General features: G+C 52.7%; 28 protein-coding genes, 2 tRNA genes and 1 pseudogene. 7 read left to right on the top strand and 24 right to left on the bottom strand.

What is annotated here, in order from left to right; genetic code table 11:
* Positions 1-5 precede the first annotated feature (5 nt).
* From ACLQMU_RS04765 to ACLQMU_RS04785, 5 genes are all read right to left on the bottom strand, one after another.
* Entirely contained in the window at positions 6-257 is a 252-nt protein-coding gene (locus ACLQMU_RS04765; protein WP_012107505.1) for a DNA-directed RNA polymerase subunit H, read from the bottom strand.
* Between the two features lie 77 nt (positions 258-334).
* Positions 335-408: transfer RNA gene (locus ACLQMU_RS04770), tRNA-Lys, on the bottom strand.
* Positions 409-499: 91 nt separating this feature from the next.
* A complete protein-coding gene (locus tag ACLQMU_RS04775) occupies positions 500-1,129 on the bottom strand; it encodes a response regulator (RefSeq protein WP_422149544.1) in 630 nt (209 codons plus the stop codon).
* Positions 1,130-1,269: 140 nt separating this feature from the next.
* Positions 1,270-1,899 carry a response regulator gene (locus ACLQMU_RS04780; protein ID WP_422149543.1) on the bottom strand — a complete coding sequence of 210 codons (630 nt, stop codon included), beginning with the start codon at positions 1,897-1,899 and terminating at the stop codon, positions 1,270-1,272.
* Positions 1,899-2,258: a roadblock/LC7 domain-containing protein gene (locus tag ACLQMU_RS04785; protein ID WP_422149542.1), complete on the bottom strand. Its 360-nt coding sequence runs from the start codon at positions 2,256-2,258 to the stop codon at positions 1,899-1,901. The genes ACLQMU_RS04780 and ACLQMU_RS04785 overlap by 1 nt, the downstream gene beginning before the upstream one ends.
* A gap of 437 nt (positions 2,259-2,695) precedes the next feature.
* Here ACLQMU_RS04785 and ACLQMU_RS04790 point away from each other — a divergent pair.
* From ACLQMU_RS04790 to ACLQMU_RS04805, 4 genes are all read left to right on the top strand, one after another.
* Positions 2,696-2,769, top strand: a tRNA-Pro gene (locus tag ACLQMU_RS04790).
* Positions 2,770-2,801: 32 nt separating this feature from the next.
* Entirely contained in the window at positions 2,802-3,656 is an 855-nt protein-coding gene (locus tag ACLQMU_RS04795; RefSeq protein WP_422149541.1) for a damage-control phosphatase ARMT1 family protein, read from the top strand.
* 93 nt (positions 3,657-3,749) lie between these two features.
* Entirely contained in the window at positions 3,750-3,917 is a 168-nt protein-coding gene (locus ACLQMU_RS04800; protein WP_422149540.1) for a hypothetical protein, read from the top strand.
* 560 nt (positions 3,918-4,477) lie between these two features.
* Positions 4,478-5,521, top strand: a complete 1,044-nt coding sequence (locus tag ACLQMU_RS04805; protein WP_424040745.1) for a 6-phosphofructokinase — start codon at positions 4,478-4,480, stop codon at positions 5,519-5,521.
* 34 nt (positions 5,522-5,555) lie between these two features.
* Here ACLQMU_RS04805 and ACLQMU_RS04810 read toward each other — a convergent pair whose 3' ends face one another.
* Positions 5,556-6,851: a site-2 protease family protein gene (locus tag ACLQMU_RS04810; RefSeq protein WP_422149538.1), complete on the bottom strand. Its 1,296-nt coding sequence runs from the start codon at positions 6,849-6,851 to the stop codon at positions 5,556-5,558.
* Between the two features lie 57 nt (positions 6,852-6,908).
* On the bottom strand, positions 6,909-7,550 hold the full coding sequence (gene rnhB, locus ACLQMU_RS04815) for a ribonuclease HII (protein ID WP_424040746.1): 642 nt from the start codon (positions 7,548-7,550) through the stop codon (positions 6,909-6,911).
* A gap of 55 nt (positions 7,551-7,605) precedes the next feature.
* On the opposite strand from rnhB, the gene ACLQMU_RS04820 reads away from it, so the two are divergent.
* Positions 7,606-8,274 (top strand): potassium channel family protein, encoded by a 669-nt coding sequence (locus ACLQMU_RS04820; RefSeq protein WP_422149536.1) that lies wholly within the window; start codon positions 7,606-7,608, stop codon positions 8,272-8,274.
* On the opposite strand, the gene ACLQMU_RS04825 is transcribed toward ACLQMU_RS04820, so the two are convergent.
* Positions 8,263-9,459: an NAD(P)/FAD-dependent oxidoreductase gene (locus ACLQMU_RS04825; protein ID WP_422149535.1), complete on the bottom strand. Its 1,197-nt coding sequence runs from the start codon at positions 9,457-9,459 to the stop codon at positions 8,263-8,265. The genes ACLQMU_RS04820 and ACLQMU_RS04825 overlap by 12 nt on opposite strands.
* On the bottom strand, positions 9,449-9,625 hold the full coding sequence (locus ACLQMU_RS04830; RefSeq protein ID WP_012107516.1) for a 4Fe-4S binding protein: 177 nt from the start codon (positions 9,623-9,625) through the stop codon (positions 9,449-9,451). The genes ACLQMU_RS04825 and ACLQMU_RS04830 overlap by 11 nt, the downstream gene beginning before the upstream one ends.
* Before the next feature lie 440 nt (positions 9,626-10,065).
* Between ACLQMU_RS04830 and glnA the strand changes: the two genes are divergently transcribed.
* Entirely contained in the window at positions 10,066-11,541 is a 1,476-nt protein-coding gene (glnA, locus tag ACLQMU_RS04835) for a type I glutamate--ammonia ligase (protein ID WP_443673576.1), read from the top strand.
* Between the two features lie 101 nt (positions 11,542-11,642).
* On the opposite strand, the gene ACLQMU_RS04840 is transcribed toward glnA, so the two are convergent.
* The 13 genes and pseudogenes from ACLQMU_RS04840 to ACLQMU_RS04900 all read right to left on the bottom strand — a co-directional run bounded on the left by ACLQMU_RS04840 (position 11,643) and on the right by ACLQMU_RS04900 (position 20,078).
* Complete coding sequence (locus ACLQMU_RS04840; RefSeq protein WP_443673577.1) at positions 11,643-12,722, bottom strand: endonuclease Q family protein; 1,080 nt, start codon at positions 12,720-12,722, stop codon at positions 11,643-11,645.
* A 63-nt stretch (positions 12,723-12,785) separates the two neighbouring features.
* Positions 12,786-13,298: a tetratricopeptide repeat protein gene (locus tag ACLQMU_RS04845; protein WP_422149533.1), complete on the bottom strand. Its 513-nt coding sequence runs from the start codon at positions 13,296-13,298 to the stop codon at positions 12,786-12,788.
* A gap of 21 nt (positions 13,299-13,319) precedes the next feature.
* Entirely contained in the window at positions 13,320-13,535 is a 216-nt protein-coding gene (locus ACLQMU_RS04850) for a hypothetical protein (protein ID WP_422149557.1), read from the bottom strand.
* Positions 13,536-13,557: 22 nt separating this feature from the next.
* A pseudogene (locus tag ACLQMU_RS04855) lies at positions 13,558-13,719 on the bottom strand (hypothetical protein); the annotation flags it as partial.
* Positions 13,720-13,901: 182 nt separating this feature from the next.
* Positions 13,902-14,660 (bottom strand): proteasome assembly chaperone family protein, encoded by a 759-nt coding sequence (locus ACLQMU_RS04860; RefSeq protein WP_422149532.1) that lies wholly within the window; start codon positions 14,658-14,660, stop codon positions 13,902-13,904.
* Positions 14,657-14,821: an RNA-protein complex protein Nop10 gene (locus ACLQMU_RS04865; RefSeq protein WP_424040503.1), complete on the bottom strand. Its 165-nt coding sequence runs from the start codon at positions 14,819-14,821 to the stop codon at positions 14,657-14,659. Before ACLQMU_RS04865 ends, ACLQMU_RS04860 begins: the two co-directional genes overlap by 4 nt.
* Positions 14,818-15,609, bottom strand: a complete 792-nt coding sequence (locus ACLQMU_RS04870) for a translation initiation factor IF-2 subunit alpha (protein ID WP_422149530.1) — start codon at positions 15,607-15,609, stop codon at positions 14,818-14,820. Before ACLQMU_RS04870 ends, ACLQMU_RS04865 begins: the two co-directional genes overlap by 4 nt.
* A 7-nt stretch (positions 15,610-15,616) precedes the next feature.
* Positions 15,617-15,805: a 30S ribosomal protein S27e gene (locus ACLQMU_RS04875; RefSeq protein ID WP_325411784.1), complete on the bottom strand. Its 189-nt coding sequence runs from the start codon at positions 15,803-15,805 to the stop codon at positions 15,617-15,619.
* Positions 15,806-15,810: 5 nt separating this feature from the next.
* A complete protein-coding gene (locus ACLQMU_RS04880) occupies positions 15,811-16,089 on the bottom strand; it encodes a 50S ribosomal protein L44e (protein ID WP_422149528.1) in 279 nt (92 codons plus the stop codon).
* Between the two features lie 277 nt (positions 16,090-16,366).
* Positions 16,367-17,062 carry a hypothetical protein gene (locus tag ACLQMU_RS04885; protein ID WP_424040507.1) on the bottom strand — a complete coding sequence of 232 codons (696 nt, stop codon included), beginning with the start codon at positions 17,060-17,062 and terminating at the stop codon, positions 16,367-16,369.
* A gap of 27 nt (positions 17,063-17,089) precedes the next feature.
* Positions 17,090-18,217 (bottom strand): DNA primase small subunit domain-containing protein, encoded by a 1,128-nt coding sequence (locus tag ACLQMU_RS04890; RefSeq protein ID WP_424040508.1) that lies wholly within the window; start codon positions 18,215-18,217, stop codon positions 17,090-17,092.
* A complete protein-coding gene (locus ACLQMU_RS04895) occupies positions 18,214-19,794 on the bottom strand; it encodes a tRNA uridine(34) 5-carboxymethylaminomethyl modification radical SAM/GNAT enzyme Elp3 (protein ID WP_422148524.1) in 1,581 nt (526 codons plus the stop codon). Before ACLQMU_RS04895 ends, ACLQMU_RS04890 begins: the two co-directional genes overlap by 4 nt.
* A 5-nt stretch (positions 19,795-19,799) precedes the next feature.
* A complete protein-coding gene (locus ACLQMU_RS04900; protein WP_422148523.1) occupies positions 19,800-20,078 on the bottom strand; it encodes a UPF0058 family protein in 279 nt (92 codons plus the stop codon).
* 56 nt (positions 20,079-20,134) lie between these two features.
* Here ACLQMU_RS04900 and ACLQMU_RS04905 point away from each other — a divergent pair, with 56 nt between their 5' ends.
* A complete protein-coding gene (locus ACLQMU_RS04905) occupies positions 20,135-21,025 on the top strand; it encodes an ADP-ribosylglycohydrolase family protein (protein ID WP_422148522.1) in 891 nt (296 codons plus the stop codon).
* A gap of 508 nt (positions 21,026-21,533) precedes the next feature.
* Here ACLQMU_RS04905 and ACLQMU_RS04910 read toward each other — a convergent pair.
* Complete coding sequence (locus ACLQMU_RS04910; protein WP_422148521.1) at positions 21,534-21,980, bottom strand: UPF0179 family protein; 447 nt, start codon at positions 21,978-21,980, stop codon at positions 21,534-21,536.
* A gap of 37 nt (positions 21,981-22,017) precedes the next feature.
* A complete protein-coding gene (locus ACLQMU_RS04915) occupies positions 22,018-23,097 on the bottom strand; it encodes an NAD(P)-dependent glycerol-1-phosphate dehydrogenase (protein ID WP_422148520.1) in 1,080 nt (359 codons plus the stop codon).
* Between the last annotated feature and the right edge of the window lie 11 nt (positions 23,098-23,108).

Consider the following 23,108-nt stretch of genomic DNA (forward strand, 5'->3'; position numbering starts at 1 on the left):
GGCCTTTATTTTTTGGGTCTCCTGATCACAAGTCGGTACGCTTCGGCCCTGCCAGCGGTATGACTCTTCCGGATAATCCGTATAACATCATCGACTTTTGCGTCGATTGCCTTCACAGCAGGATCGTCATGGTAAATTTTTGGTAATTGTTCCGTAGTAATATGGTAGCGGGAGAGCAGTGCTGAAACCTCCTCCTCGCTCATGAGCTGGTGATCCGGCACCATTACGTGGCTCAACACATTCAGTTTGGTGCTCAATGAAAAACCCCCTTAAAGATGAAACGATTGCCTCTCAGATGCATCACCGCAAAAAATCCACGATTGGATCGTGGTAACGGGCCCGGAGGGATTTGAACCCCCGACCACCTGGTTAAAAGCCAGGCGCTCTACCGAACTGAGCTACGAACCCCGGGGAATAAGATGTACAGCATTATAACAATGCCAGAAAACTATATAAATATTACCTCATTAATAATCAGGATTCAGTATCCGATACCGGTTCATGCAGTTTTTACCAGCAGGTCATCAATCTCCCGCAGCCGTCGTTCAGACCGGTAAATTTTATCTTCGAGATTGCGGATTGCATCCACATCTTCACGGGGAACCTCGCGCCCGGGGATATCCAACCCGCTTGAGGCCTTCAGAACCACCAGAAGGTTCCTGTCTACTTCCACATTTTTGCGGAGTGCGCGGTATTCATCGATCACCGCAGGGTCAATTCCCTTATTCTGTGCAGCGAGGGTTTGCAGGGTTATATCATTTCTACGGGAAAATATCCGCTGGATCGAGTCCAGAAGCTGCGAGGGGCTCACGGGCTTTGAGACGAAATCATCGATATTCATGCTGTGCTCCTGAGCTTCCGCAGGCGTGATCTTCTTTGCCGAGAACATAAGTACCGGGATCTCTTTTGTCACGGGATTTTCCCTGATCTTTTCCAGTGTTTCCCATCCGTCCATCGGTTCCATCATAATATCAAGGAGGATAAGATCGGGTATTATGGTCCGGAGTATTTTGAGGCATTCATCACCGCCAAGGGAGGAGACAGGTGTGTATCCTTTACGGGAAAGAATAGTTGCAAGTCCTTCAACGATAAAAGGACTGTCATCAACAACCAGAATAGTTTCATCCATGAGGAATCACCATGATCCGGGGACAGCGTGGCAGGATACGCCGGTGATTGCCGTCGCAGGGCAATAGTTTTGCATCCTCATTAATAGGCCGCAGTACTATTCAAATGTTTATACGATCGGACGTTCACGAAAGTGTACTTTTACGGGATTTTCCCGGCAAGTTCTCCTTTGATTTCCTGGAGGCGGGCTTCCTGAAACCTGATGTTGGTATCCATGGTCTTTAAGGCCCGGGAGATATCATCGCTGACCCTGACTTTCGAATCATTGAAATTGTACGTGGTTTTGAGGATCTTCATCAGGCGCTTGTTGACATCGATGCTTTTCGAGAGCAGGGCGTATTCATTGACAATATCAAAATCAACTCCGGACTGCCTGGCCCGGTCCATGTCGGTCCGAAGAGTCTGTCGACGGCCGAGCACATGCTCGATTGCATCGTAGAGCTCGCGGTGGGTGATGGGCTTGAGTACATAATCTTCGATAAAGATACCATATTCCTCAGCCTCGGTGGGCGTCAACTGTTTTGCCGTGAGCATAAGCACCGGGATTTCTTTTGTAGATGGATTTTCCTTGATCTTTTCCAGAGTCTCCCACCCATCCATGGGCTCCATCATAATATCGAGAAGGATGAGATCCGGTGTGACTGTTTTCAGGATGTCTAGGCATTCTTCACCGCCATACGCAGCAACCGAGCGGTATCCTCCGCGTTCAAGCATTGTCACAAATACATCGACAATAAAGGGACTGTCATCCACTACAAGAATTGTGTACACTACATCACCTGCCCTATCTCTGAAGCAACAACACCGATACGTGAGCATGCATCTTCCTGCTTTGCAGTACCTTTGAGGAGTGCGGCGATGAGAAAATGATCGCCTGCACCCATAACAAGAATAGATGAATCAGCAGCCAGTATCGTAACTGTCGCAACAGATTTCATTCCGACAAGATTTCCTGCTGATTCCGCAGATGCAAGAATGGTGGCGGCCAGAGCCCCAAACCAGGGTTCATTGAGATCCCGGTCAAAATATTTACCGGCAATAATACCATCCCGCGACACAAGGGCGCATGCGGTCACTCCATCGACTGCCCGTATTTCTTCAATAAATGCTGCAATTTTATCCTTTAACATGGCCGTGGCTCCTGTGTTACACTATCCGCTGTAATTCATAATACCTGATGACACCTTATATACATATCTTTTTTTCTGGCATAATTCATCCGTTAAAGAGGGGAAGGGAGTAATTGCAATCCTGCATACGCGGGGATATTTACTCCCACCCAGAACCGGTAAAATAAAGGGATAAAAAATGGGTCCGGTGAAATTATACAAGCTCCTTCTTTCGATCTTTTGGGCTACGGCAATAATCATCTTTCGCTTTTGCACGTATGATACAATTCCCGGGAGAGTAAGAGTTCCCCTTAAGATCTCTAAAAATTTCCGGGACGCAACATTACTGGCAAGCTCTTTTGGATACCGAAGGATACCTTGAGGGGAGCCAGGGATCGGCTTCTCTCTTTTTTAAAACAACAAGGTACATATGGAATATGAGCGAATAGTATGACCGCGGGGCCATAGGGTAGCCTGGCCATCCTAGGAGACTGGGGGTCTTCTGACTCGCGTTCAAATCGCGATGGCCCCATTCCAGATTGTTGTTTTTTGGAGTGTTTGGCCGTGAAGTTTACGGAATCATGCATTGACTGCCTGATCACCCGCGTGGAGCTCGAATGCAAGCTGGTCGGCGCAGATGCCCGGACAACACAGCAGACAACAGAGTCCTGCAGCAATCTTCTTTTATCACTGAAAGGTGCGCACTTAAGCCATCCCCAGATTGCCAGCCGCCTCCACCATCAGGCCTATGACCTGCTCAAAAACTCCGATCCGTTCAAGGATCTCAAAAATCAGGGAAATGCTGAATCGATTGCAGTCTGCAAAGATGTCCGTACAAGCCTCGTCACCTTCCGGGATTATGTCCTTGCCTCCGTTATCGGGAACACTTTTGACTACGGGGTCAAGGGGCATACGGTCACCAGCAACTTTGCCGGGTTTTTCCGCGAGGAATTTAAAAAAGGGCTGGTCATCGATGATACAGACCGGATCCTCCCGCGGGTATCGCGGGTCGTCTATTTGAGCGACAACTGCGGTGAGATCGTCTTTGACCGGCTCCTGATCCAGTACCTGAAATCCCACGGATCCCATGTCACGCTCGCGGTGAAAGCCCAACCGATGCTCAACGACGCGACCCTTGCGGATGCAAAAATGCTCGGGCTGGATCACATTGTTGACTGCCTTACCACAAACTGCGACGGGGCCGAGATCGGGCTCTGTCCGGAAGAGGCCACTCCCGTCCTTTCCGAGGCTATCTCCCGCTGCACACTGATCATAGCAAAGGGTATGGCAAATTTTGAATCTCTCTTCGATAGAGATGACCTCCCTCCGGTGGCATACCTGATGGCAGCAAAATGCCAGCCGGTTGCAAACGAAGCAGGTGTCCCGGTCGGATCCAAGATTGCCCTGCTCCGAGCATGAGTACCACGGGGCTGCCCTGATCCTCCGTAAGACCTTTGGTTCTCCCTGGAGTTTTATCTGCACATGCCACGGTCGGTTCATGAAGATCCCTGAATGGATTCCCCTGAATGGATCCGTATCGTCCTTGGAGTGGTTCTTCTCTTTGTTGACGCAGTCCGGGTTTGTTGCCATAGTAACGGTGACAGTTCTCATCATGCGGGGCGTACTGCCCTGCCGGGGTTTGTCATCAATGTGGCTGCGGCCCTGTCGCCACCGGGATAATAATCTGGAGGTACATCAGGATAACACCGGAGAGCAGTCCGATAACAATCAGCCGGGATTCGCTTATCGGTAACGAGGGGCAGGGTATTGCAGACTTCGATGCAATAACGATCAAAGAAAAAAACCGGCGTTGGTGAACAGGAGTCCCCCGTACAACAATGAGACATCCGGTACAACTCATTTTCTTTTCCCCCGTTTACTCTCCCGGAAATAATTCTACGGTGGTATTCCGGGTCGAAAACAATCAAAATATCCGGCTGATGATCACGAAAGCGCCCGTGCTTTTTACCGGGCCTGTTCAGGTCGATCCAGTACGCCCGGATACAAAACCTCATTATCTATCTGGGACGATATTCCCACGCAGTAAGGTTCCAAGGGGGAGAGGTGTTGGTCGGTTATTCCGTCGTCAGAGTGGGGTGTTCATCAGGTTTGCCTCTGTCAGAAAATCCAAGAAATGCGCCGGGCCGGGGGATCAGCTTCAGGAACTTACCGATGCTTCCCGGGAACAAGCTGACTGCATATTCACCCCATGATCCCAAAACCGGGAGGGAGGTCCACCTATGACAGCGAAGATAGGCGTTCTTACCGGAGGGGGAGACTGCTCCGGACTCAATGCTGCGATCCGGGCAGTCGTGCGCAGCGGGATTGCGAAGGGATATCAGGTAATCGGGATCCAGAACGGATGGCAGGGACTTATCAGGAGCGATACCATCCCGCTCACGGATCATTCCGTCTCCGGGATCATATCCCGGGGAGGGACGATCCTTGGGACGTCCCGTACAGACCCGGTGAAAAATTCCGCGGATATCAGCGAGATTAAACGCGTCCTTGAAGATCTCGGTATCAGTGCTCTTGTTGTTATCGGCGGTGACGGAACTCTCCGCGCAGCCCATGAGGTGTCCCTTTTGGGCATTCCTCTTGTAGGCATCCCAAAGACTATCGATAATGATGTTTTCGGAACCGATATCACGATCGGGTTTGATACAGCGGTCTTTATTGTCACCGAAGCAATCGACCGGCTTCACACGACCGCAGAATCCCATCACCGGATTATGGTCCTTGAAGTGATGGGGCGCAGGTCCGGCCGGATTGCACTTGCCGCCGGAATCGCCGGTGGGGCAGACGAAATCCTGGTCCCGGAAGTGCAGGTATCCATGGATGAAATCTGCCGCTCCCTGAATGCACGGTACCGTGCGGGAAAGAAATTCTCGATTGTAGTCGTTGCCGAAGGTATACGCCACGAGGATATCGCCAGCACATCGGTACCGGAAGGCGACAGGGACGAATGCGGACACGAAAAATTTGTCGGCATCGGGAATTACCTCGGTAAAGAGCTGGAGTGCAGGCTGGGGATCGAGACACGGGTAACAGTGCTCGGCCATGTCCAGCGCGGTGGGAGTCCGACCGCATATGACCGGGTCCTTGCCACACGCCTTGGGATTGCGGCAGTCGACCAGGTCTTTGCAGGAAATTTCGGCTGCATGGTCGGGGTGCAGGGAAACCGGATTGCTGCCGTGCCCCTTGAATCGGTGGTGCAGCAGTCAAAAGGGATTGACCCTGCCGAGTATGCACGCGCAAAACTGGTAGCCGGGATCCACGTGTAGAAATATCAGGCACGTGCTCTATTGCCGGGCCCCTTCACATATGCAGGAGGTACGGCAGTGCGAGGAGAGATATCAGGACAACGATCATCACGTAGCTGACCGCCCCGACAACGTACCCGGAATATTTAATGAGCCCGCGCCGGTCGAGCAGCCGGTCGACGCCCTCCTTGAAGATGTACCCGCCATCCAGCGGCACCATAGGGATTGCGTTGAAGATCCCTACGTTGATATTGATCCACGCACACCAGAAAAGGAGGTGGATTGCATCCCAGAAACCGGCAAAAGGCTCCAGGTAATACGACGTATCCGGAGTATCGAAGGCGAGGATGCGAAGATATTGCGCACCATCCCCGCTTGCAAAGGGGACGATCAAAAACTCGAAGAACCCGAGCGGCGAAATCATCGTCCCGACCGCCGTCTTTACCGCCATGCCGTCATAGTACTCGACACCCATGAACCCGCTCGTCTGGTTATTGTTGTACTCCGCCGGCCACGCCGCGAGCGTGAGCTTGTAATCTGCAGCGGTACCGTTTATCGATGTCGTCAGGATGACCGTCTCTCCCGGTTTTGTCGTATTGAGGATCGCGGACACATCCGCCCGGCTGGCTACCGGCTGCCCGTTGATTGCTGTTACGACGGAACCCTGGGGCACGCTTGCATTATCCGCAGGATACCCTTTGTAGATCCCGTGGATCGCCGGCTGGGATACCGGCACTACGAGGCCGAAGAGCAGGATCAGCAGCACGAAGCAGGAAAAACCGATCACCAGGTTGTTCGTGATGCCGGCACCGAACATCCGTATCTTGGGCATGCCTTTTTTCTGTTCGAGTTCCTCATCGTCCGGTTCGACAAAGAACCCGATCGGGATTACGGCAAGGAGCACCCCCATGCCTTTAACCCTGATGTCTTCTACCCGGCAGAGGATCGCATGCCCGAACTCATGAATCACAATGGTTAAAAAGAACGCAAACCAGACCGCAAATGTGGATGGGACATAATCGTTGATGCCGGGCAGCAGCAGGATGTTCTGGGGCTCGTAGATCCCGGTCGGTTCAGGCCTGACCATCAGGGTATACCGGATCGAAAGAAAAAGCATGACCGTCATGAAGACAGAGACAATGATAACTGCTATGACTCCGATCGTCCCGTAGATTTTAAAAAATGTGCGCAATGCGGTGAATTTATCGAAAAATCCGACCCGGCTGGTCTTGATCGCCATGATCGGACCATAGAAAATAATATGATCGGTCCAGAGTTTCCTGGTGTAAATATAATACGCAGCGATGGCGTAAAGTGCCACCAGGACCACCAGGATGAAGATCCAGTCCATCTGTACTTCATGGACAGGATAACCTCATAAAGGAATGGTGGAGACACATAAACAAAATTACAAGAAAGCGGACAGGCTGCTCTGGGATTTTTTCGCAAGCATCACGATCACTGTTTTCCAGCTCTTCCGTGCGATGGGGGGAGGCGCCCGGTGTTCGTCAATGTAGGTAGAGAGGTACGAGATGGTGATCGGATCCGACGGGTACCCACTTCCGATCTCCCCGAATTTTTTTGAGATTTTTGTTATTTCGCGGTCACGGGTGACTTTCGCCACGATGCTTGCCGCCGAAACGACCGGGTAGGTGCTGTCTGCGTGGTGCTCTGATACAAGTTCACAAGGTACGGTAAGATGGCTCCGGACAGTTTGTGCATACCTGAAGGGGTTGACATCGCACGCATCGATGTACGCGGTAGCGGGAGCAAGTTTCTCAATTACCTGTGCGTGGGCCCTCGCGACACAGGCGTTCATTGTCATCTCGCGCCTGATGGCGTCGATCTCCTCTGCAGGGATGACAACCATTGCAATCCGGCAACGTTTTTTTATGAGTGAAAACAACCGTTCCCGTTCTTTTTGCGTGAGATCCTTGGAGTCCTTCACGCCAAGATCTGAAAAGACATCAGCAGATTGCGCCCCTACCGCAGCGACCACCATCGGCCCCAGCACCGAACCTTTCCCGGCTTCGTCGACCCCGCAGATCACAGGATACAGGTTTATGCGCAAATTATTTCAATGGCGATGATGGTAACCGGTAGTCATGTATATTGTCATCGTGGGGCTTGGTGGCATCGGAAGAAGCCTTGTCAGGCAGGCGGTCGACCATGGCAACAACGTTGTGGTTATCGACCAGGATGAGTCCCGGTGCAGTGAGATTCTCGAGCACTACGATATTCTTGCAATCACCGGTAATGCTACCGATAAGTCTACGCTTGAGGAAGCAGGCATCGACCGGACCGATGCATTCGTCGCTACGACAAGCGACGACGCAGTCAACCTCATGACCTGCTGGCTCGCAAAACGTTTCCACGTGCCAAACGTGGTCGCGATCGTCAACCAGACAGCCCATTCAGAATTTTTCAAGGAAGTCGGCGTCAGGATCAGCGAGAACCCGGATGATCTGGTGGCCTCGCGTCTCTATTACTGGACAGAAAACCCAAAACTCCAGCAGCTTGCCTCAATCCCCGGCGGCAGCATCTTTGAGATTGTAGCAGAGGATAATGCTCCCATTGTCGGCCACGAGATCCGCGAACTCAAGGTCAAGGACTTTGTCTTTATTGCCATACGAAGGACAGATGGTACGCTGATTATTCCAAGCGGAAACGTACGGATCCAGCCAGGCGACATTTTCACGGTTTTTACCAAAAAAGAGGCAGAAGAAGACTGCCTGCGGCTCCTCAACAAACAACTGAAAAAATCAGCGGATTGAGGCGGCCAGCGCCCCGAGTTCCACAAGCAGTTTCGGATTGGCTTTCAACAACTCTTTTATTAAGGTGAGCGTGGAGAACTCTTTTAAGTCCAGCTTCGAGACAGAATGAATGATGGCGTTGAGTTTCTCATCAGGCTGTTTGATTAAATATTCCTTGATGTGGTAATTGCGCTCGATGCTTTTGCCCATTTTCGAAGCACGCCATTCCCTGTCGTACGCCATCAGCGCTTTCTTTGAGAGATCACCTTTTGCGATATAGTCTGCCGCTATTTGTGCCGCGAGCCTGCCGGTATACATCGCGTTATAAATGCCACCACCCGTGAGCGGGTCGACAACCCGTGCTGCATCACCGACCAGCATCAGGTGATCGGCAACGGTGCATTCCAAGGGCCGGCAGACCGAGACTCCGCCGATAATACATTCGATGGTCTTGCCATGCGGGAATTTCTTTTTCACAAACCGGTCCAGATAATCCTTTGCCCGGTGCCCCTTGCCGCTTTTCCTGCCGGAGATTCCAATACCAACGTTTGCGGCTCGTTTCCCTTTCGGGAACACCCACAGGTACCCCTCAGGCGCGACTTCATTACCGAGATAGAAGATGGTTGCATCCGGGTTGATGTCGATATCGGTCATGACGTACTGCACCGAACTCATAATCTCCCGGACCGGCACGGTTGTATCAATCCCGCACCATTTGCCAAACTTCGACTCGACCCCGTCCGCTGCAATCACCACATCTGCCATGACTTTTGTGACATTGCCACAGGACTCGAGCTGGGCACCTTTAATCCGCCCTTCCTGTATCACAGGCGCGGATGCGCGGGTCTTGACAAAGACATCCGCCCCGGCATCTGCTGCCTGCCAGACCAGTTCACGGTCGAACACCTTGCGATCGAGGATATAGCCAACTTTTCCCCCGGCCATGGAAGACTCGAGGGTCATCTCAAAGCCATCAGGCGCCACGATGCCCGCACCGGTCATCTCGGCTGATATCCAGCAGGGGTCGGGATCAATAAATTCGGCGAGAGCCTCCTTGCCGATACCCTCAGCACAGCGGACCGGGGCGCCGATCGCGGGACGCTTCTCGACAAGGCAGGCCGAGAGCCCTTTTTCGACTGCCGTCTTTGCGGCAAGTGCTCCGGCCGGACCGCCGCCGATAACCAGCACGTCATACTTACTTTTCATGCACGACCTCCAGCGCACCAAGCGGACAGACCTTGGCGCAGATACCGCAGCTCGTACAGTTCTCTTCAACAGAAAGGTATGCGTCGATCAGTTCAAGTGCACCTTCAGGGCAAACTGACACACAGCATCCGCAATACCCGCAGATATCCCGGTGTACGTTGAGCATTCTATCTGATATGTTGGAGGCCGGTTTCATTAATCTTTACGGAACGAATATGGGCGGGTCGACCGGTCTGGCCAGATACAATGGATCGGAACAGCATTTTCCGGACGGGCGGTCAATTTCCCTTTGGGTTGGGAAGAGATAGAGAACGGCAATATGACATCTTTATTAATTATTAACAGTAGAAAAGTACTTCTTAGGGACGCTTCTCTGCCTGCTGACGTCAAGGAGCCCTCCCATTCCTTTTCGGAGATCCATGCGTTCTGCCATATCAGCAAGTTATTCACTCTTTACCTTCGTTTTTTCTGTGGCAAAAGTATCTTTTAAATACTATAACTAGGAAATAATCTTCCTATTACCTATGGGTATTCGACGGATTCCCTGTGATTTCCCGGATCTTCAAGCATGCTTGAAAATGCCTGTCGGTATGAAAAGGTGACTTAATGGTTCAAAAGAGCAAGAGCACCACGATGACGAGCGTGACAAAAGAGCAGATCAGCTCGATCAATTCTCTTATAAAAAAGAAGGAGATCAAGATCGTCGATTTGAAATTCAACGATCTGCCCGGCCTCTGGCAGCACTTCTCCATCCCTGCCTCAGAGCTGGTCAAAGATTCCCAGCCGGATGCCGGCATCTGGGCCGAAGGGATCGGGTTTGACGGTTCATCCATCCGTGGTTTCCAGAAGATCCAGGAATCGGACATGATCCTGTACCTGGATGCTTCTACAGCAGTTGCAGACCCGGTATGCGAAGTACCTACGCTCTCGATCATCTGCAACGTTTTTGATCCGATAACCAAGGAAGCGTACACAAGGGACCCGAGGTTTATTGCCCAGAAGGCAGAGCAGTACCTCAAGTCCACCGGCATCGCCGACGAAAGTTTCTGGGGGCCGGAGTACGAGTTCTTCCTTTTCAATGACGTCAGGTACTCCCAGACCGTCAACGAGGGGTTCTACTCGGTGGATTCAGTTGAGGGTATCTGGAACTCGGGCAGGGACGAACAGCCCAACCTCGGGTACAAACCCCGCCATAAGGAAGGCTATTTCCCGGTACCGCCACACGACTCGCTCCAAGATGTAAGGAGTCGCATCATCAACAGGATGATTGAGACAGGAATTCCCGTAGAAGTGCACCACCATGAAGTGGCAACCGCGGGCCAGAATGAGATAGATATGCGGTATAGTCCTCTGGTCAAAATGGCGGACAATTGCATGATGTACAAATATATAGTCAAGAACATGGCACGGGAATTCGGTATGGTCGCGACGTTCATGCCCAAGCCTCTCTTCGGGGACAATGGTTCCGGTATGCATACCCACCAGTCGATCTGGAAGGATGGCAGGAACCTGTTCTTCGATGCCAAGGGCTACGGAATGATCAGCCAGGCCGCGAAGTATTACATCGGGGGTCTCCTCAAGCATGCCAATGCACTCATGGCGTTCTGCGCCCCATCGACCAATTCTTACAAACGGCTTGTTCCGGGATACGAGGCACCGGTCAACCTCGTATATTCCCTCAGGAACCGGTCCGCCGCAGTCCGGATCCCGATGTACTCGGAGAACCCCAAATCAAAAAGGATCGAGTTCAGGCCCCCGGACCCAATGTGCAACCCGTATCTCTCGTTCTCAGCCCTGCTGATGGCGGGTATCGATGGTATCAAAAAGAAGATCGATCCCGGCCAGCCATTCGAAGGAAATACCTACGAACTCGAAGGCAAGGCAGCAAAGAAGCTCCCGACCGTCCCCGGCTCACTTGAACAGGCAATTGACGCATTAGAAGCAGACCACAAGTTCCTCTTGGAAGGAGGCGTCTTCACCCAAGACGTCATTGATGTCTGGATCGAGTATAAACGGGCTGAGATAGACGCTATTCGTCTCCGCCCCCACCCGTGGGAGTTTCACCTTTACTTCGATATGTAAGGGTTAGAAAAATTCCCTTTTTTAAAGTTCCTAAAAAAGCCACAAGCCAAAACCGGTGAATTGCGGATGGAAGTGCCGCACTGCTCACCTGATTCCATGGATTATACAAGGGAAAAAGTGCCGTACTTCCCTCCACCTCCGGGATGAAGGATCACGCGATTTTCTCTCAAGGCTGCAATGGCATCCGCAACCTTCGGGCGGATTGCCCGTATCTCCGGTTCCGGGATCGCAATGAGCACATCGATCTCGTTTCCAAACGCCGAGATGAATGCGTCGTAGATTGCGCGGCATTTTTTTGTTCCGGGCGATGAAACTCCTTCAACAGTCTGGATGACCTGCCCGAGCGGGACAATGTGGAGGTACGGCGGGCGTGACCCGGGTGGGCTGCGTGAAAGTTCACGGGCGCGGTCGAACACGCCCTTCTTGATCAGCCCGCCATCAGCAGGGCAGCGCCAGTTATGCTGCTGGGCCTGTCCCAGGGAATACTGGGTAAAACAACGGACACATGCGGTACGGTTGTACTTCCCTTCCTCCGGGAAGAATCCGGCATTCATCGTGATGGCGCCGGCCCTGATGCAGTCAAGCACGCCCCGTACGGAGAGACTGCCATTAATCTGGATCCGGTTGAACTCACGGCCGATCTTCTCCGGCTGCGGACTGTGGGCATCCGAGTTCGAGAGAAAGGGGACATGAGAGAGATCCGGGATACCCGCACCGTACGAACTATCCGCCGAGAGCCCGAGTTCCAGCAGATCGATCGGCTCACTACCATAACAGCCTGCGACGGAATCATGGTATGCAAAGAGCGCCGTCCATGGTGTGAACGCATGCGCCGGGCCGATGAGGGCCCCGACATCGTGCACCCGCTCTGCAATGGTTTCCCCGGAGAGAGAGACGTGGGGCCTGCCGTTCGTACTGATGCTTTTACTTTTTGATACGAAGAGATCACGGAGCTGATCGAACTGACCGAAATCCTCGGCAAGGATCAAGTGGTGAACCCGGTGTTCGTCCTCGACCTCACCAGTCGGGATGACGCAGATCCCCTGTTTGTTCGCTAAGAAAGGTTTCCATTCCCTTTGCCAGGCCGGGTGCAGGGCATCACCGGTGCCCAAAACGTGAAGTCCCTTTATCGTACATGCAGCGAGAAGTTTTTCCGGGTGCATCGCGCGCGATACTGCCATTGAAAATGGTGAGTGGATATGCAAATCGGCATTTGCAAACATGAGTACCTTCCTGATTACATCTTACAACAATATAAGCGCATGAGAGCACGCGTAATCACTATAAAAGGGCCTATCCGTAATATCCGTATCCTCACAGGCACTCGCTACGTTTTCTGGGGATGGGCGTATCTTTTTTCCAGAACTTGATATCCCGGGCCCGGTCAAAATAAAACTTTGAGACTCCTCGAGTGTTCCTAGTTCTTTTAAACAGATGCCGATATAATTCCATGAATCCATGTTGTTGGGCAGGACGTTGACCATCATTTTGAATGCCTCGATTGCTCCCTCGAGATACTTGGTGTTCATCTGTATGGCACCCATCGATACGCATTTCTGGCGTCTGCCAAAAAGGGGCTCTGCATAAACGAAATCTCCTTTGTCGAGTAATGTTTGCGAAGAAACACCGGTCAATTGCTCCATGGCCGTGTTCCAGGCATGCACATTCCCTTCAGGATCAATGACAAATCCGGCATTGGGAGAGAAGTTGATCAGGTCAAAAACAATCTTCCGGGACAGGCCCTTCGCTTTTCCCACGAACCGCTGATCGACTGCGTGTCATATCATCTGCTGCAACACTACAAAGGGCATCTCCGTATTTTCGCCTTTTTTTAAGAAGAAGTTTGCACCATTGTTGAGTGCGGCGATCGCAGTATGTTCCCGGCCGATACCGGTGAAAATAATTACCGGTGTTACGTCGCTTCTCCCCCATATGATCTTTAAAAATTCGATACCGTTGATCTCCCGGCAGATCGTAATCAAGAACGATGACATCGAAATTGCTTTTCTGGAGTACTTCGAGTGCTTCCCGGGAAGGGCCAACCGGTTTGACCGAGATCTCGTGAGATCTCTCCAGTACCAGCTGCGTTACCTCCAGAATCGCCGGATCATCATCAACAACCATCACAGAGAGCATACAGTTTGCCAGCGCACGCATATTTATGTAATGTATATTCATGAGGGAATAGACCTATAACACAAATGGATATGCATTGCAAACGGATCTGAAGCGGATCTGGCATTCTCATCCGCAGAAATCTGGAAAATTCAATTCATTACAGAAAAGGTTGAAGAGATACCACTGCATTTATAGAGGATTTCCCCGGAATCTTTTACGGAAAAATCGAAAAGAAAGGATCGTCAGCCGATATAACTCAGCTCTTCATCGCGCTGCATCTTCTCACTTTCAAGGAGACCCTGCACTACTTTCTCCATCTCGGCTGCACGGGCGTTAAGCTGTGTGGGATCAACCGGCACCGCAATAAGTTTCGAGAGAGCTGATAAAACACTGGCCGCGCTCATCGGGTCGACAACATAACCGCTTGTCTCGCCCATCAGGCAGACCGCATCGATTCCCCGAAGGCCCCCCATCCCGAGGAGGAGACCTGCAGCGCCCACGATCCCCCCGCCCGGTTCGTCACGGTCAAACGTCACGCCCGCCATCTCAATCTCCGCTTTAAGGTCCTCTCGGTTTGTAGCGCCAAGGACCCGGGGTGCGTTGACCAGGTGCCCGACACCGAACCCCCCGAGAGTATAAATGCGTTTTACCCCAAGTTCTACAGCGATATCGAGATATGCATCTGCCATAAGGTAGTGTCCCTCGTTTGAGGTGCTCTGGAAATCACCAACAAGGAAAACGACATGCCGGTCCTCTGTCCGATAAAGATAGATCTCGTTTCGCGGCAACCGGGCAACACCGGTTTCTTCTATAATGACCTGAGGGGGAAGGTAAATTGAGTGGATCTCTCCTATTTTTTCCGCGCCCAGTACGTGAATCATATATTCGGCAACGAGTTTTCCCACCTGCCCGATACCGGGCAATCCGCCGATAAGGACCGGGTTTGTGAGGTTTTTATCCGTAAAAGTATCCTCGTACCGGATGCTGATGTCATCGATCATGGTGAGGCTCCTTCCTTTGCCATCCTTCGGTATGCACCGAAACGATCCTGTACCGAAAAGCGCGCCGGGTGGGCAATCATTGTCGGCCTGCCACACAGGGGGCATGTATGAGAAAGAGTATAGGTATGATCTGCGCCGCAGCGACGGATTCTCCCGCTCATTGACTTTTCCCGGACTTGGGTTTTTTTACGAGTTTGCCTTCGCCGCCTGCTTTTTCAAGAACAGCAATTGCGGCGTTGGCGGCTTTCTCAAGCGCTTTTTCTGCTTTCTTGTAATCGGGTGCTGTCACCTTGATCCGGTAGATCGGTGCACCCAGATACAGCAGCTCGATGTCTGCACCTGCAGTCTTTGCTTCGCTGGCCTTTTTTAAGGCAGTCCGTATGACGGTCACACCATCTGACTCTGCGGACATGAGCACAAGCTGGCCGGTCACTTCGACTCTGGGGATCTTTACGCTCTCGTGGGCGATATGCACCAGCGCTTCGCCTGCCTTTTTGGAGAGTCCCAGTTTTTTGATCGTTGCATCGCTGTCGGTGACGATATCCTCAAACACCGCATACAACTCGCCATATTTATCGAGAATTACATCTTCAATAGCTGTTGCGGGTTCGCCGGATTTCTCTGCGACAAAACCGATCCACTTGCGCGCCTTTGACTCGTTTTTCCACTCGCGGATCTTTTCGCGGCGCTGGTGTTCGTTGACATCCTTTAAAGAAAGGTCGATGTGACCACGGTTCCGGTCAACGTTGAGAACCTTACAGACGATCTTCTGGCCCTCCCGGATATGGTCACGGATATACTTGATCCAGCCGGTTGCGATTTCAGAGATGGGGATAAGCCCCTGCCTGCCACCGTACTCGTCAAGCGATACGAACGCAACGAAATCCTTGACATTTTCTACGGTACAGACTACCAGTTCCGATTCCTGTGGCCAATCTCTGTCCGGCATGTGTGGCTCACTTGAACTCTGAGATGATCTCAGCCTTTAAGTTCGCCTTTCCGCCCGCGGGGGTCGCAAGATCGCGTCCGCAGACAACACACTTGACTGTCGTGCTCGCCTTGGAAAAGACAGTCTGCTCATTATCGCAATCCGGGCATTTTACCTTCAAAAAACTGCTCCGGTTCGCTCGTGCTTCTCGTACCATGTTTTTCACTCCGTCAACTCGAACTTGGCAACCCGGTAGCCTTTCCGCAGGTGGGCTTTCCCACAGGTTGTGCAGCGGTACCTGACGTTAATCTTCTTTGTGGGCTTATCGCCACCAGGGACCTTCGAGAACTTGCCCATGTTGCCCACTTTACCTCTCCGTCCCTTCTGGCGGTCGATCCAGTGGAGGCCGGTCGTCTTGCTCTTCTTGACCTTCTCCACCTCATGGATCTGGTGACTCCTGCAAAAAGGACAGTATGTTTTGAATTTCACTGGCATCTTCATGTTGTTTTCACCGAATTGACTGGATATTGAATCCCAGTATTATTTACTAAGGTTCATATTTAAGATATGGGTTCACCGGAAGTTCAGGATACTACTAACATCCCGATTTTATGCAATTCTCATCGTGGCGAAGAGTGGTATGATTTTGGCGCTGGGATATTAAAAAGATTAGGATAGTGTGGATCTTCCCGTCGCATCAGGACAGAAAATATCACCCCACAATAACGGCAGCTCCCCGGTAGATTGCTCTGCAAAGAATTCCTCTGAAAGATTTCGTCTATTTACAAGAGGGAAGGGTAATGCCAATAACAATGTTCCGGTCACTGAGCACGGATGCATTCCGCTCGGGCAGGGTTACGATATCACCTTTTGCAAGAGAGTAGATCCTCCCATCTACACCCATAAATGTATCCATATCCTGCAGCACCCGCACGAGCATATAGGGTGGCGTGAGGGGAGGTGCAGCGGACGATGAAACGGGAGATTGAGGTTCCGCATCTTCCGGTGCCGCGGGAACTTCTGTATATACCGTATCCCCTTCATCTTCTGCAGATTCGATGCCGCGGAGAACTGCAGGGAGTGGCGGCACAAGAGGCTGTTTTGCATTATTAAGCAGGATTCCCTGGCATTCTTCAAGGCCGGACGCAACCCGGTCAAACATCTCATGCTCTGCCGGGAGCATCCGTTTTACCTCCTCACGATCATAGTAATTGCCCTCAGCGTGCATGATCGCGAGGGCAAGAATCTTGCGAGATCGGATGGAGAACAGTTCATGCATGGTCTCTTTTATCGCGATCGTTTCTTCTATAAGTGCCCGCGCTTCATCGGAAAGCGGATCCTCAATCGCATAGACCTTCTTTAAGAGTGCTGCGATCTCTGCATGGGTGCGGTCAAAGATATCCGGCGATATCTGAAGCAGTTTGCCGGTTTCGCGTTCGGAGAGCAGAATGCTGCGCAGATCATCAAATCCCATAGCAGACCCTCGAAAGGAGATTATTTTTCAGGCTATTTCCGCGATGCCGCGGCAGCAAAGGAAGACTGCCACAGCCTCAGGTACTGTAGAGATCCCTTTTTGGATCTGATAAGTGCTTCCAAGCATCGGCATGGCAAGCGGGAATCGCGCGTCCACCCTGACATCGCGGGAAGAAAAGACCACAGCATCAATAAGAGGATCAAATTCGAAAAGATCCCGTACCTCAAGCGGCTGCACCCGCATCCCGCTGCCGCCATGAAGGGAGGTCGGCATCCGGATCAGGCGCTTGATGTCGGTTGTGACCGGCTCATCCGCAAGGGCCGCCTTCTCGTTCAGCCGCTTTCGGAATTCCCCATCGGTTTCGTTTATGACCGCTTTTATGACCCGGTCTTTGAGGAGTGTCGGATCGAACTCCCCACGGAGTCCGTTAATCATATCTACGCCCTTTTTTAAGAACCCGGCCGCAGACTCCTTCCCCACACCATCAAGTGCGGTAAGATACCCCGTCGCCTCATCCCCACTCAAGGTGCCAAGCCATGCAATGTAATCAATAAGCGCCTCACGGAACCGGGCAGGCCACCCGGACGATGGAGATCCCCCGGAGAGCAGGATGAAAGGATCGATCCCGATACCACAGATGTAATCGACCACTTCACGCCGCTCGGCGCTCCCCCACCCGCGGAATGCCAGATCCCGCACGTGTACATGGTACCCCCGCCCACCGGAAAAAACCAGATCAATCTTCTTTGGATCAATCCCGAGTTCACCGGTGAGCATGGCCAGCAGTTTTTCTGTCTCGGCCTTTACCCGGGAAAGCATCTGGTCATAGGGTCCTTTTACAATGTGATCCGCGTCCAGATCGAAGATAAGATCTGCCCCGCACCAGCCTTTTTCGCCCATGGTGGGCGCATCGGGTTTCTCGTAGTACGCGCTTGAGTAATAGAGATGGGAGGGGACGAGGTTTTGGATATAATCAAAGAGCTCCCTGCGATCGGTGAAAGCGATGTGGCGGCGCATCCGCATCTCGGCAGCACCGGGAGCAAAGAGTACAAAACCCCATTCCCGCTGCGCAAGCGATGGAGGTGAGACCAGCATTGCCTTTTGGTAGTACTCAGTGAACCGCTGCCGTACAAACTCCGTAGTTGCCGGGTTCATGACATCTCCTTTACCATATAGGGCCCCCTGCGCTCATATCCCTGTCTCCGGTAATAGGGCCGGACACCGATACCGCTCATGATCGCGACCCGCGCAAACCCTGCTGCTTTTGCGATCTCCTCGGCACGGGAAAGAAGCAGTCTCCCGAAGTTCCGGTGCTGCCATTCCTCTTCCTCCGCCGCTTCAAGACCTATCGGGACGAGACTTCCATAGACATGAAGCTCGCGCACAAGGGCGGCTCCCTGAAGCTCGGGGCGGAACTCCGATGAAGGAAAACGGAGCCGGGCAAAGCCGATGAGGGAGTCTCCTGATACCGCAGAGACAAAATGTTCCGTCCCGTCACAGCACTCGTACCGGGTCACCCTTATGTCAGGCTCCACGTCAGAGGGAAGTCTCCCGATCTCCCGGCACCGGATGCAGCGGCAGTGACGGCCCTGTGCAGCAAGGCGGCATTGGGCAAGCTGCCGGAAATTGGAGTGCCGCGACCCGGCCACAATCAGTTTTGCCGGGATATCGCGCTGTACCCGGGACAGCCGCGTATACTCCGGGATAAGCGTTTTTGCATAGGCAATGAGATCGATGAGCTGATCTTCATTATACGGGGCATACCTCCTGAGTTCCCAGAGTTCTTCGATCTCGGAGCCGGGGGTGACGAGCGTCGGGTAGATTTTTAAGAAATCCGGCTTGAACCGGGAATCGGAGAAGATCGTCTCGAACATCTCCTTATCCGCAGCAATCGTCGAGTGCGGCAGGTTGGGCATCACATGGAAGCCCACCTTGAGCCCGGCATCCCGCAGGAGCCAGTTTGCCTCGGCAGTATCGGCCACCGTGCACCCCCTGCGGTTGAAGGCAAGGATAGCGTCGTCTACATGCTGGACGCCCAGCTCAACCTTGGTGACACCGAGGTCGAGCATCCGGTTGATGTGCTCTTTTTTGCACCAGTCCGGGCGGGTCTCGAACGTGATGGCGACGCACCGTACATCTGCACTTTCGTTTGCTGCTTCGACTGATGCAACAGAAGGTACCGCTGCCGCCGGTATCTCCCCGGGATACGCATTCATTGCTTCGATGCACCGGGCGACAAATTCGTTCTGGTACTCCACAGGACGGGCGGTCATCGTCCCGCCCATGACGATCAGTTCCACCTTCTCGACCCGGTGGCCCAGCGTCTCGAACTGACCGAGCCGGGCATGAACCTGGGTAAAGGGATCGTAATTGTGCTCACGGGCCCGTTTTGCCGCCGGCTCCTCACCGGTGTAGCTCTGCGGTGATCCAAACGGATGGGCCGGTCCGCCCGGGCAGGGCAGGCATTTGCCATGCGGGCAGGGATGTGGCGAGGTCATTACCGCAACCGGTGCAACGCCCGAAAGGGTACGGGTGGGCTTGACAAGCAGGATCCTGCGCAGGATCTCCCGCTCCCCCGGAGTCGCAGCCGCAAGGATCGCGGAGTTCTTGGGAACGGCACTCAGCCGGTACTTCCGGCAGATGTCAATTTTTACGGCGACGATCCCGCTGTCACCGGCCGGCAAGGAGAGGATGCGGGAGATTATCTCCCGTAAAGCCAGAGCCTCATCCATGACGCTTAATGTTCGACTGCGACCTGTTGAGTCGATGCTGTCGCAGTCTCAGGAGAATAGTTCACCACATGCACGCGGTGGTGTCCATTAATATGGGATACTACTTCATCGCCAAGTGTGAGAAGAGCATCCTTATGGGCTTTTTTATCCTTGTGAATATGTACCGGCGATATCTCGAGCGCATCATAGCGTTCGGTAACTATTTCCTCACTCGTAGTATTCTCGTAATACTTCCTGATGTGAACCATCAGCATATGCAGATGCAGTAACTCTTCCTTTTGCACACTATCGCCTTCTCTCTGAAAAGTTAATTTTTCTGTACGACAGATATACCTTATTGGTGAAATTTATAAGAGAATACATTCACCCAAGGGGATTACTTGCAGGACTCGCAATTGGGGACGCGTTGGGTGCGCCTTTTGAAGGATCTCCCCCTCCTGAAGCGTGGGAGACAAATATGCGGCCCGGAGGGCGCCATTTCCGGAAGGCCGGCCAGTACACAGATGATACGCTGCAGGCATGTGCGGTCGCTGAATCGCTTCTCGTATCTAAAGGGTTTGAACCGTCTGACCTTATTGGGCGTTTGCTTTCCGGGTACGAAAAGCGTCCGGAATGGTACGGCCCCACCTCATCAGCATTCTTTAATCTCGTGCGTTCCGGCACCCCGCCGCAGCGTGCCGCATGGCTCGTGCACCGGCGCCATCACGGGAGCCGGAGCAACGGGAGTGTGATGCGGGGGTTCCCGCTTGGAATCTTTTACCCCCCCGACAAGGTGTATGAGGTGAGCATCATGTGCTCCCGGCTCACCCACCACGATCCAGTAGCCGCCCACTGCTCTGCGTGGCTCAATATAATGGCGAGCGAGATGTGCCGGGGTGTCCAAAAAAAACGGGCGTTTGTTTACGCCCGCTCACGGTGCAGAGATGCAGAGGTGCTGGATAAACTCGGAAGTTACGAGAGATATCGGCCCGAGCCCTCGCTTGACGCCGTGCTCTGTTCACATGCGGCTCTCTTCTGTTTTATGAATGCCCGTACGTTTGAGAATGCCGTGCTCTCAGCCATTAATCTCGGCGGCGATGCGGACACCGTTGGTGCCTGCTGCGGGGCGCTTGCCGGGGCATACTGGGGGATCGGTGCGGTGCCGGAGCGGTGGAGCCGGGTGGCCGAAAGGTATGACGAACTGATCCGTATTGCGGGGGCTTTGTGGGAGATGCGGAAGGACCGGGGATAAGCTAATACACTGCCCGACTCCCTCCACCTCTCTCCCACATTTCCAGCGCGCAATTCGCATACCCGGACATGATGCCGGCATCGCATTTTCACGTCGCTATTGTTCCGGAAAACCGGGTCGCAGGTTCCATCAAGTCCACCAGTGTTTGTGCGGCCGTTTTTCAATTTGTACCCATCTGACCCCCTCCATCACGCTTCAGAAAAGGGAATGTTTTTAGGGCAATTTTACGATGATAAATTCGGGAAATTTTCAAGAAAAAATTCATCGGGGGGTCAGTGGGGGTATTTTCACCGGATCGGCGGGGGATCTGCTGATATCGTACGAGATCCCCGTGATCCCTCTCAACAAATATCAACACATTAAATTATGCAATCTTATCCAACACGTTCAGAGTATTATACCGGAGATCCCACCTCCTGATAATGCGGTGCTCCTGACATATCTGCGCAATAATGCAGCAAAAGGGGCATACCGGGTCACAAATATCGGAAGATTAATAAAACACGTATTATGCGGGTTTAATCTCAACCAGCTTGAGCGCCCGGCCTTTGCCGCATATGTCGGACGCATTGCCCAGCACCTCGACAATAACATATTTTTCGCCTTCTACCACGCCGTCCGGCCTGCAGAGCGGGTAGCTCTTGCAATCCGCCTTATTGCAGGAAAACTCTATTTTTATCCTCGAGTTGACGATCGCCATATCCGCGCCGATAAGCATGGTCACCGGGGCATCCATCACTTCGACAGCAGTTGCACCGTTGAAATGAACCGCACATTCATGATGGGTGCTCCTGACCGTCACGATCCTGTACCGGTGGCCCTTATTGAGGTTGTTGCATGCCTTTTTGACCTTGCAGGTTCCACATTCCGGGGACTCTCCCTCGTAGATAAACTCGACACCGGGTTTTGCCAGCACCGTTCCCACAAGCGTCACTTTGGTTTTTGTATCAGCCATGGTAAAATTCCTGTACTTTTTACCGTGTTGCGCCGGATTACTCCGAATAGAGCATCTGCACCAGTTTCTCTGCCGATTCTCTGGTGATGCCCATATCAAAGATTGTAAAGCGTTCCGGGCGGATAGTCTTTGCCATCAGGAGTGCCTCGACGGCGACCTCATCAGAGATGCCAAGATCCGCAGGTGTCACCGGCGCGCCAATAGTCCGGAGCGACTCACGTATCCCCCGCCAGTCGCCACCATGGAGGTACATCGAGATAATTGTACCAATCCCGCAGCTTTCTCCGTGCAGGGCCTTTCCCGGGGCAAGCCGGTCAATGGCGTGAGAGAATTTATGCTCCCCGCCGCTTGCAGGTCGTGACGATCCGGCGATGCTCATCGCGACCCCGCTCGATACCAGTGCTTTTGTTACAAACCATGCAGACTGTTCCTGGTGCGGTTTTATGAGATCGGCATTTTTGACGAGAATTTCTGCAGTCATTTTAGAGAGTGCAACCGCGTATTCGCTCATTGGCTCACCCTTGATCCGGTGAGCCATCTCCCAGTCAAGGATGGCGGTATAATTGGAGATCACGTCCGCACAGCCGGCCGCGAGGAGCCGGTGCGGGGCGGACGCAATAATACCGGTGTCCGCAATGATGGCAACTGGCGGATGCGCCTCGAGGGAGACATTGCCCTCTCCCGTGGGTACCGATGCCCGGGCAGAAGCGATGCCATCATGTGATGCCGCTGTCGGAACAGAAACAAACTGAAGGTCGAGGTTATACGATACTATCTTTGCCGTATCGATTACCCGGCCTCCCCCCACACCGATCACAAAATCCGAGCCCTGTGCTTCCTGCTCTGCTTTCCTGATAATCGTCGGGCTGATCTCTTCTGCGATAAAAATGTTCACGGCACCTGTTCCGGAAAGCAGATCTGCGACGGTTTTACCTGCCCGTTCCATGGTACTTTTTCCCGAGATCAGGAGTGCAGACCTGCCCAGTTTGAGGTCTTCGCAGACCGGGATGATCTGGTTAAGGACCTCATGGCCGATTACCACATCCCGGGGTAACTGCATCCACTTGGACTTGTCAAAGACCTTCTCCTTAAGTAATTTTATAGTATCTGGGCTCATCCGGATTATGA

Source organism: Methanoregula sp., from assembly GCF_052325125.1.
Taxonomy (GTDB): Archaea; Halobacteriota; Methanomicrobia; order Methanomicrobiales; family Methanospirillaceae; genus Methanoregula.

Coding starts and splice junctions, on each gene's coding strand:
- ACLQMU_RS04775 (WP_422149544.1), bottom strand. CDS start 1,129: ATGGATGAAACTATTCTGGTTGTTGATGACAGTCCTTTTATCGTTGAA.
- ACLQMU_RS04785 (WP_422149542.1), bottom strand. CDS start 2,258: ATGTTAAAGGATAAAATTGCAGCATTTATTGAAGAAATACGGGCAGTC.
- ACLQMU_RS04800 (WP_422149540.1), top strand. CDS start 3,750: ATGGATTCCCCTGAATGGATCCGTATCGTCCTTGGAGTGGTTCTTCTC.
- ACLQMU_RS04805 (WP_424040745.1), top strand. CDS start 4,478: ATGACAGCGAAGATAGGCGTTCTTACCGGAGGGGGAGACTGCTCCGGA.
- ACLQMU_RS04810 (WP_422149538.1), bottom strand. CDS start 6,851: ATGGACTGGATCTTCATCCTGGTGGTCCTGGTGGCACTTTACGCCATC.
- ACLQMU_RS04820 (WP_422149536.1), top strand. CDS start 7,606: ATGTATATTGTCATCGTGGGGCTTGGTGGCATCGGAAGAAGCCTTGTC.
- ACLQMU_RS04825 (WP_422149535.1), bottom strand. CDS start 9,459: ATGAAAAGTAAGTATGACGTGCTGGTTATCGGCGGCGGTCCGGCCGGA.
- ACLQMU_RS04830 (WP_012107516.1), bottom strand. CDS start 9,625: ATGCTCAACGTACACCGGGATATCTGCGGGTATTGCGGATGCTGTGTG.
- glnA (WP_443673576.1), top strand. CDS start 10,066: ATGGTTCAAAAGAGCAAGAGCACCACGATGACGAGCGTGACAAAAGAG.
- ACLQMU_RS04840 (WP_443673577.1), bottom strand. CDS start 12,722: ATGGCAGTATCGCGCGCGATGCACCCGGAAAAACTTCTCGCTGCATGT.
- ACLQMU_RS04850 (WP_422149557.1), bottom strand. CDS start 13,535: ATGTCATCGTTCTTGATTACGATCTGCCGGGAGATCAACGGTATCGAA.
- ACLQMU_RS04860 (WP_422149532.1), bottom strand. CDS start 14,660: ATGATCGATGACATCAGCATCCGGTACGAGGATACTTTTACGGATAAA.
- ACLQMU_RS04865 (WP_424040503.1), bottom strand. CDS start 14,821: ATGAGCGGGAGAATCCGTCGCTGCGGCGCAGATCATACCTATACTCTT.
- ACLQMU_RS04870 (WP_422149530.1), bottom strand. CDS start 15,609: ATGCCGGACAGAGATTGGCCACAGGAATCGGAACTGGTAGTCTGTACC.
- ACLQMU_RS04875 (WP_325411784.1), bottom strand. CDS start 15,805: ATGGTACGAGAAGCACGAGCGAACCGGAGCAGTTTTTTGAAGGTAAAA.
- ACLQMU_RS04880 (WP_422149528.1), bottom strand. CDS start 16,089: ATGAAGATGCCAGTGAAATTCAAAACATACTGTCCTTTTTGCAGGAGT.
- ACLQMU_RS04885 (WP_424040507.1), bottom strand. CDS start 17,062: ATGGGATTTGATGATCTGCGCAGCATTCTGCTCTCCGAACGCGAAACC.
- ACLQMU_RS04890 (WP_424040508.1), bottom strand. CDS start 18,217: ATGAACCCGGCAACTACGGAGTTTGTACGGCAGCGGTTCACTGAGTAC.
- ACLQMU_RS04895 (WP_422148524.1), bottom strand. CDS start 19,794: ATGGATGAGGCTCTGGCTTTACGGGAGATAATCTCCCGCATCCTCTCC.
- ACLQMU_RS04910 (WP_422148521.1), bottom strand. CDS start 21,980: ATGGCTGATACAAAAACCAAAGTGACGCTTGTGGGAACGGTGCTGGCA.
- ACLQMU_RS04915 (WP_422148520.1), bottom strand. CDS start 23,097: ATGAGCCCAGATACTATAAAATTACTTAAGGAGAAGGTCTTTGACAAG.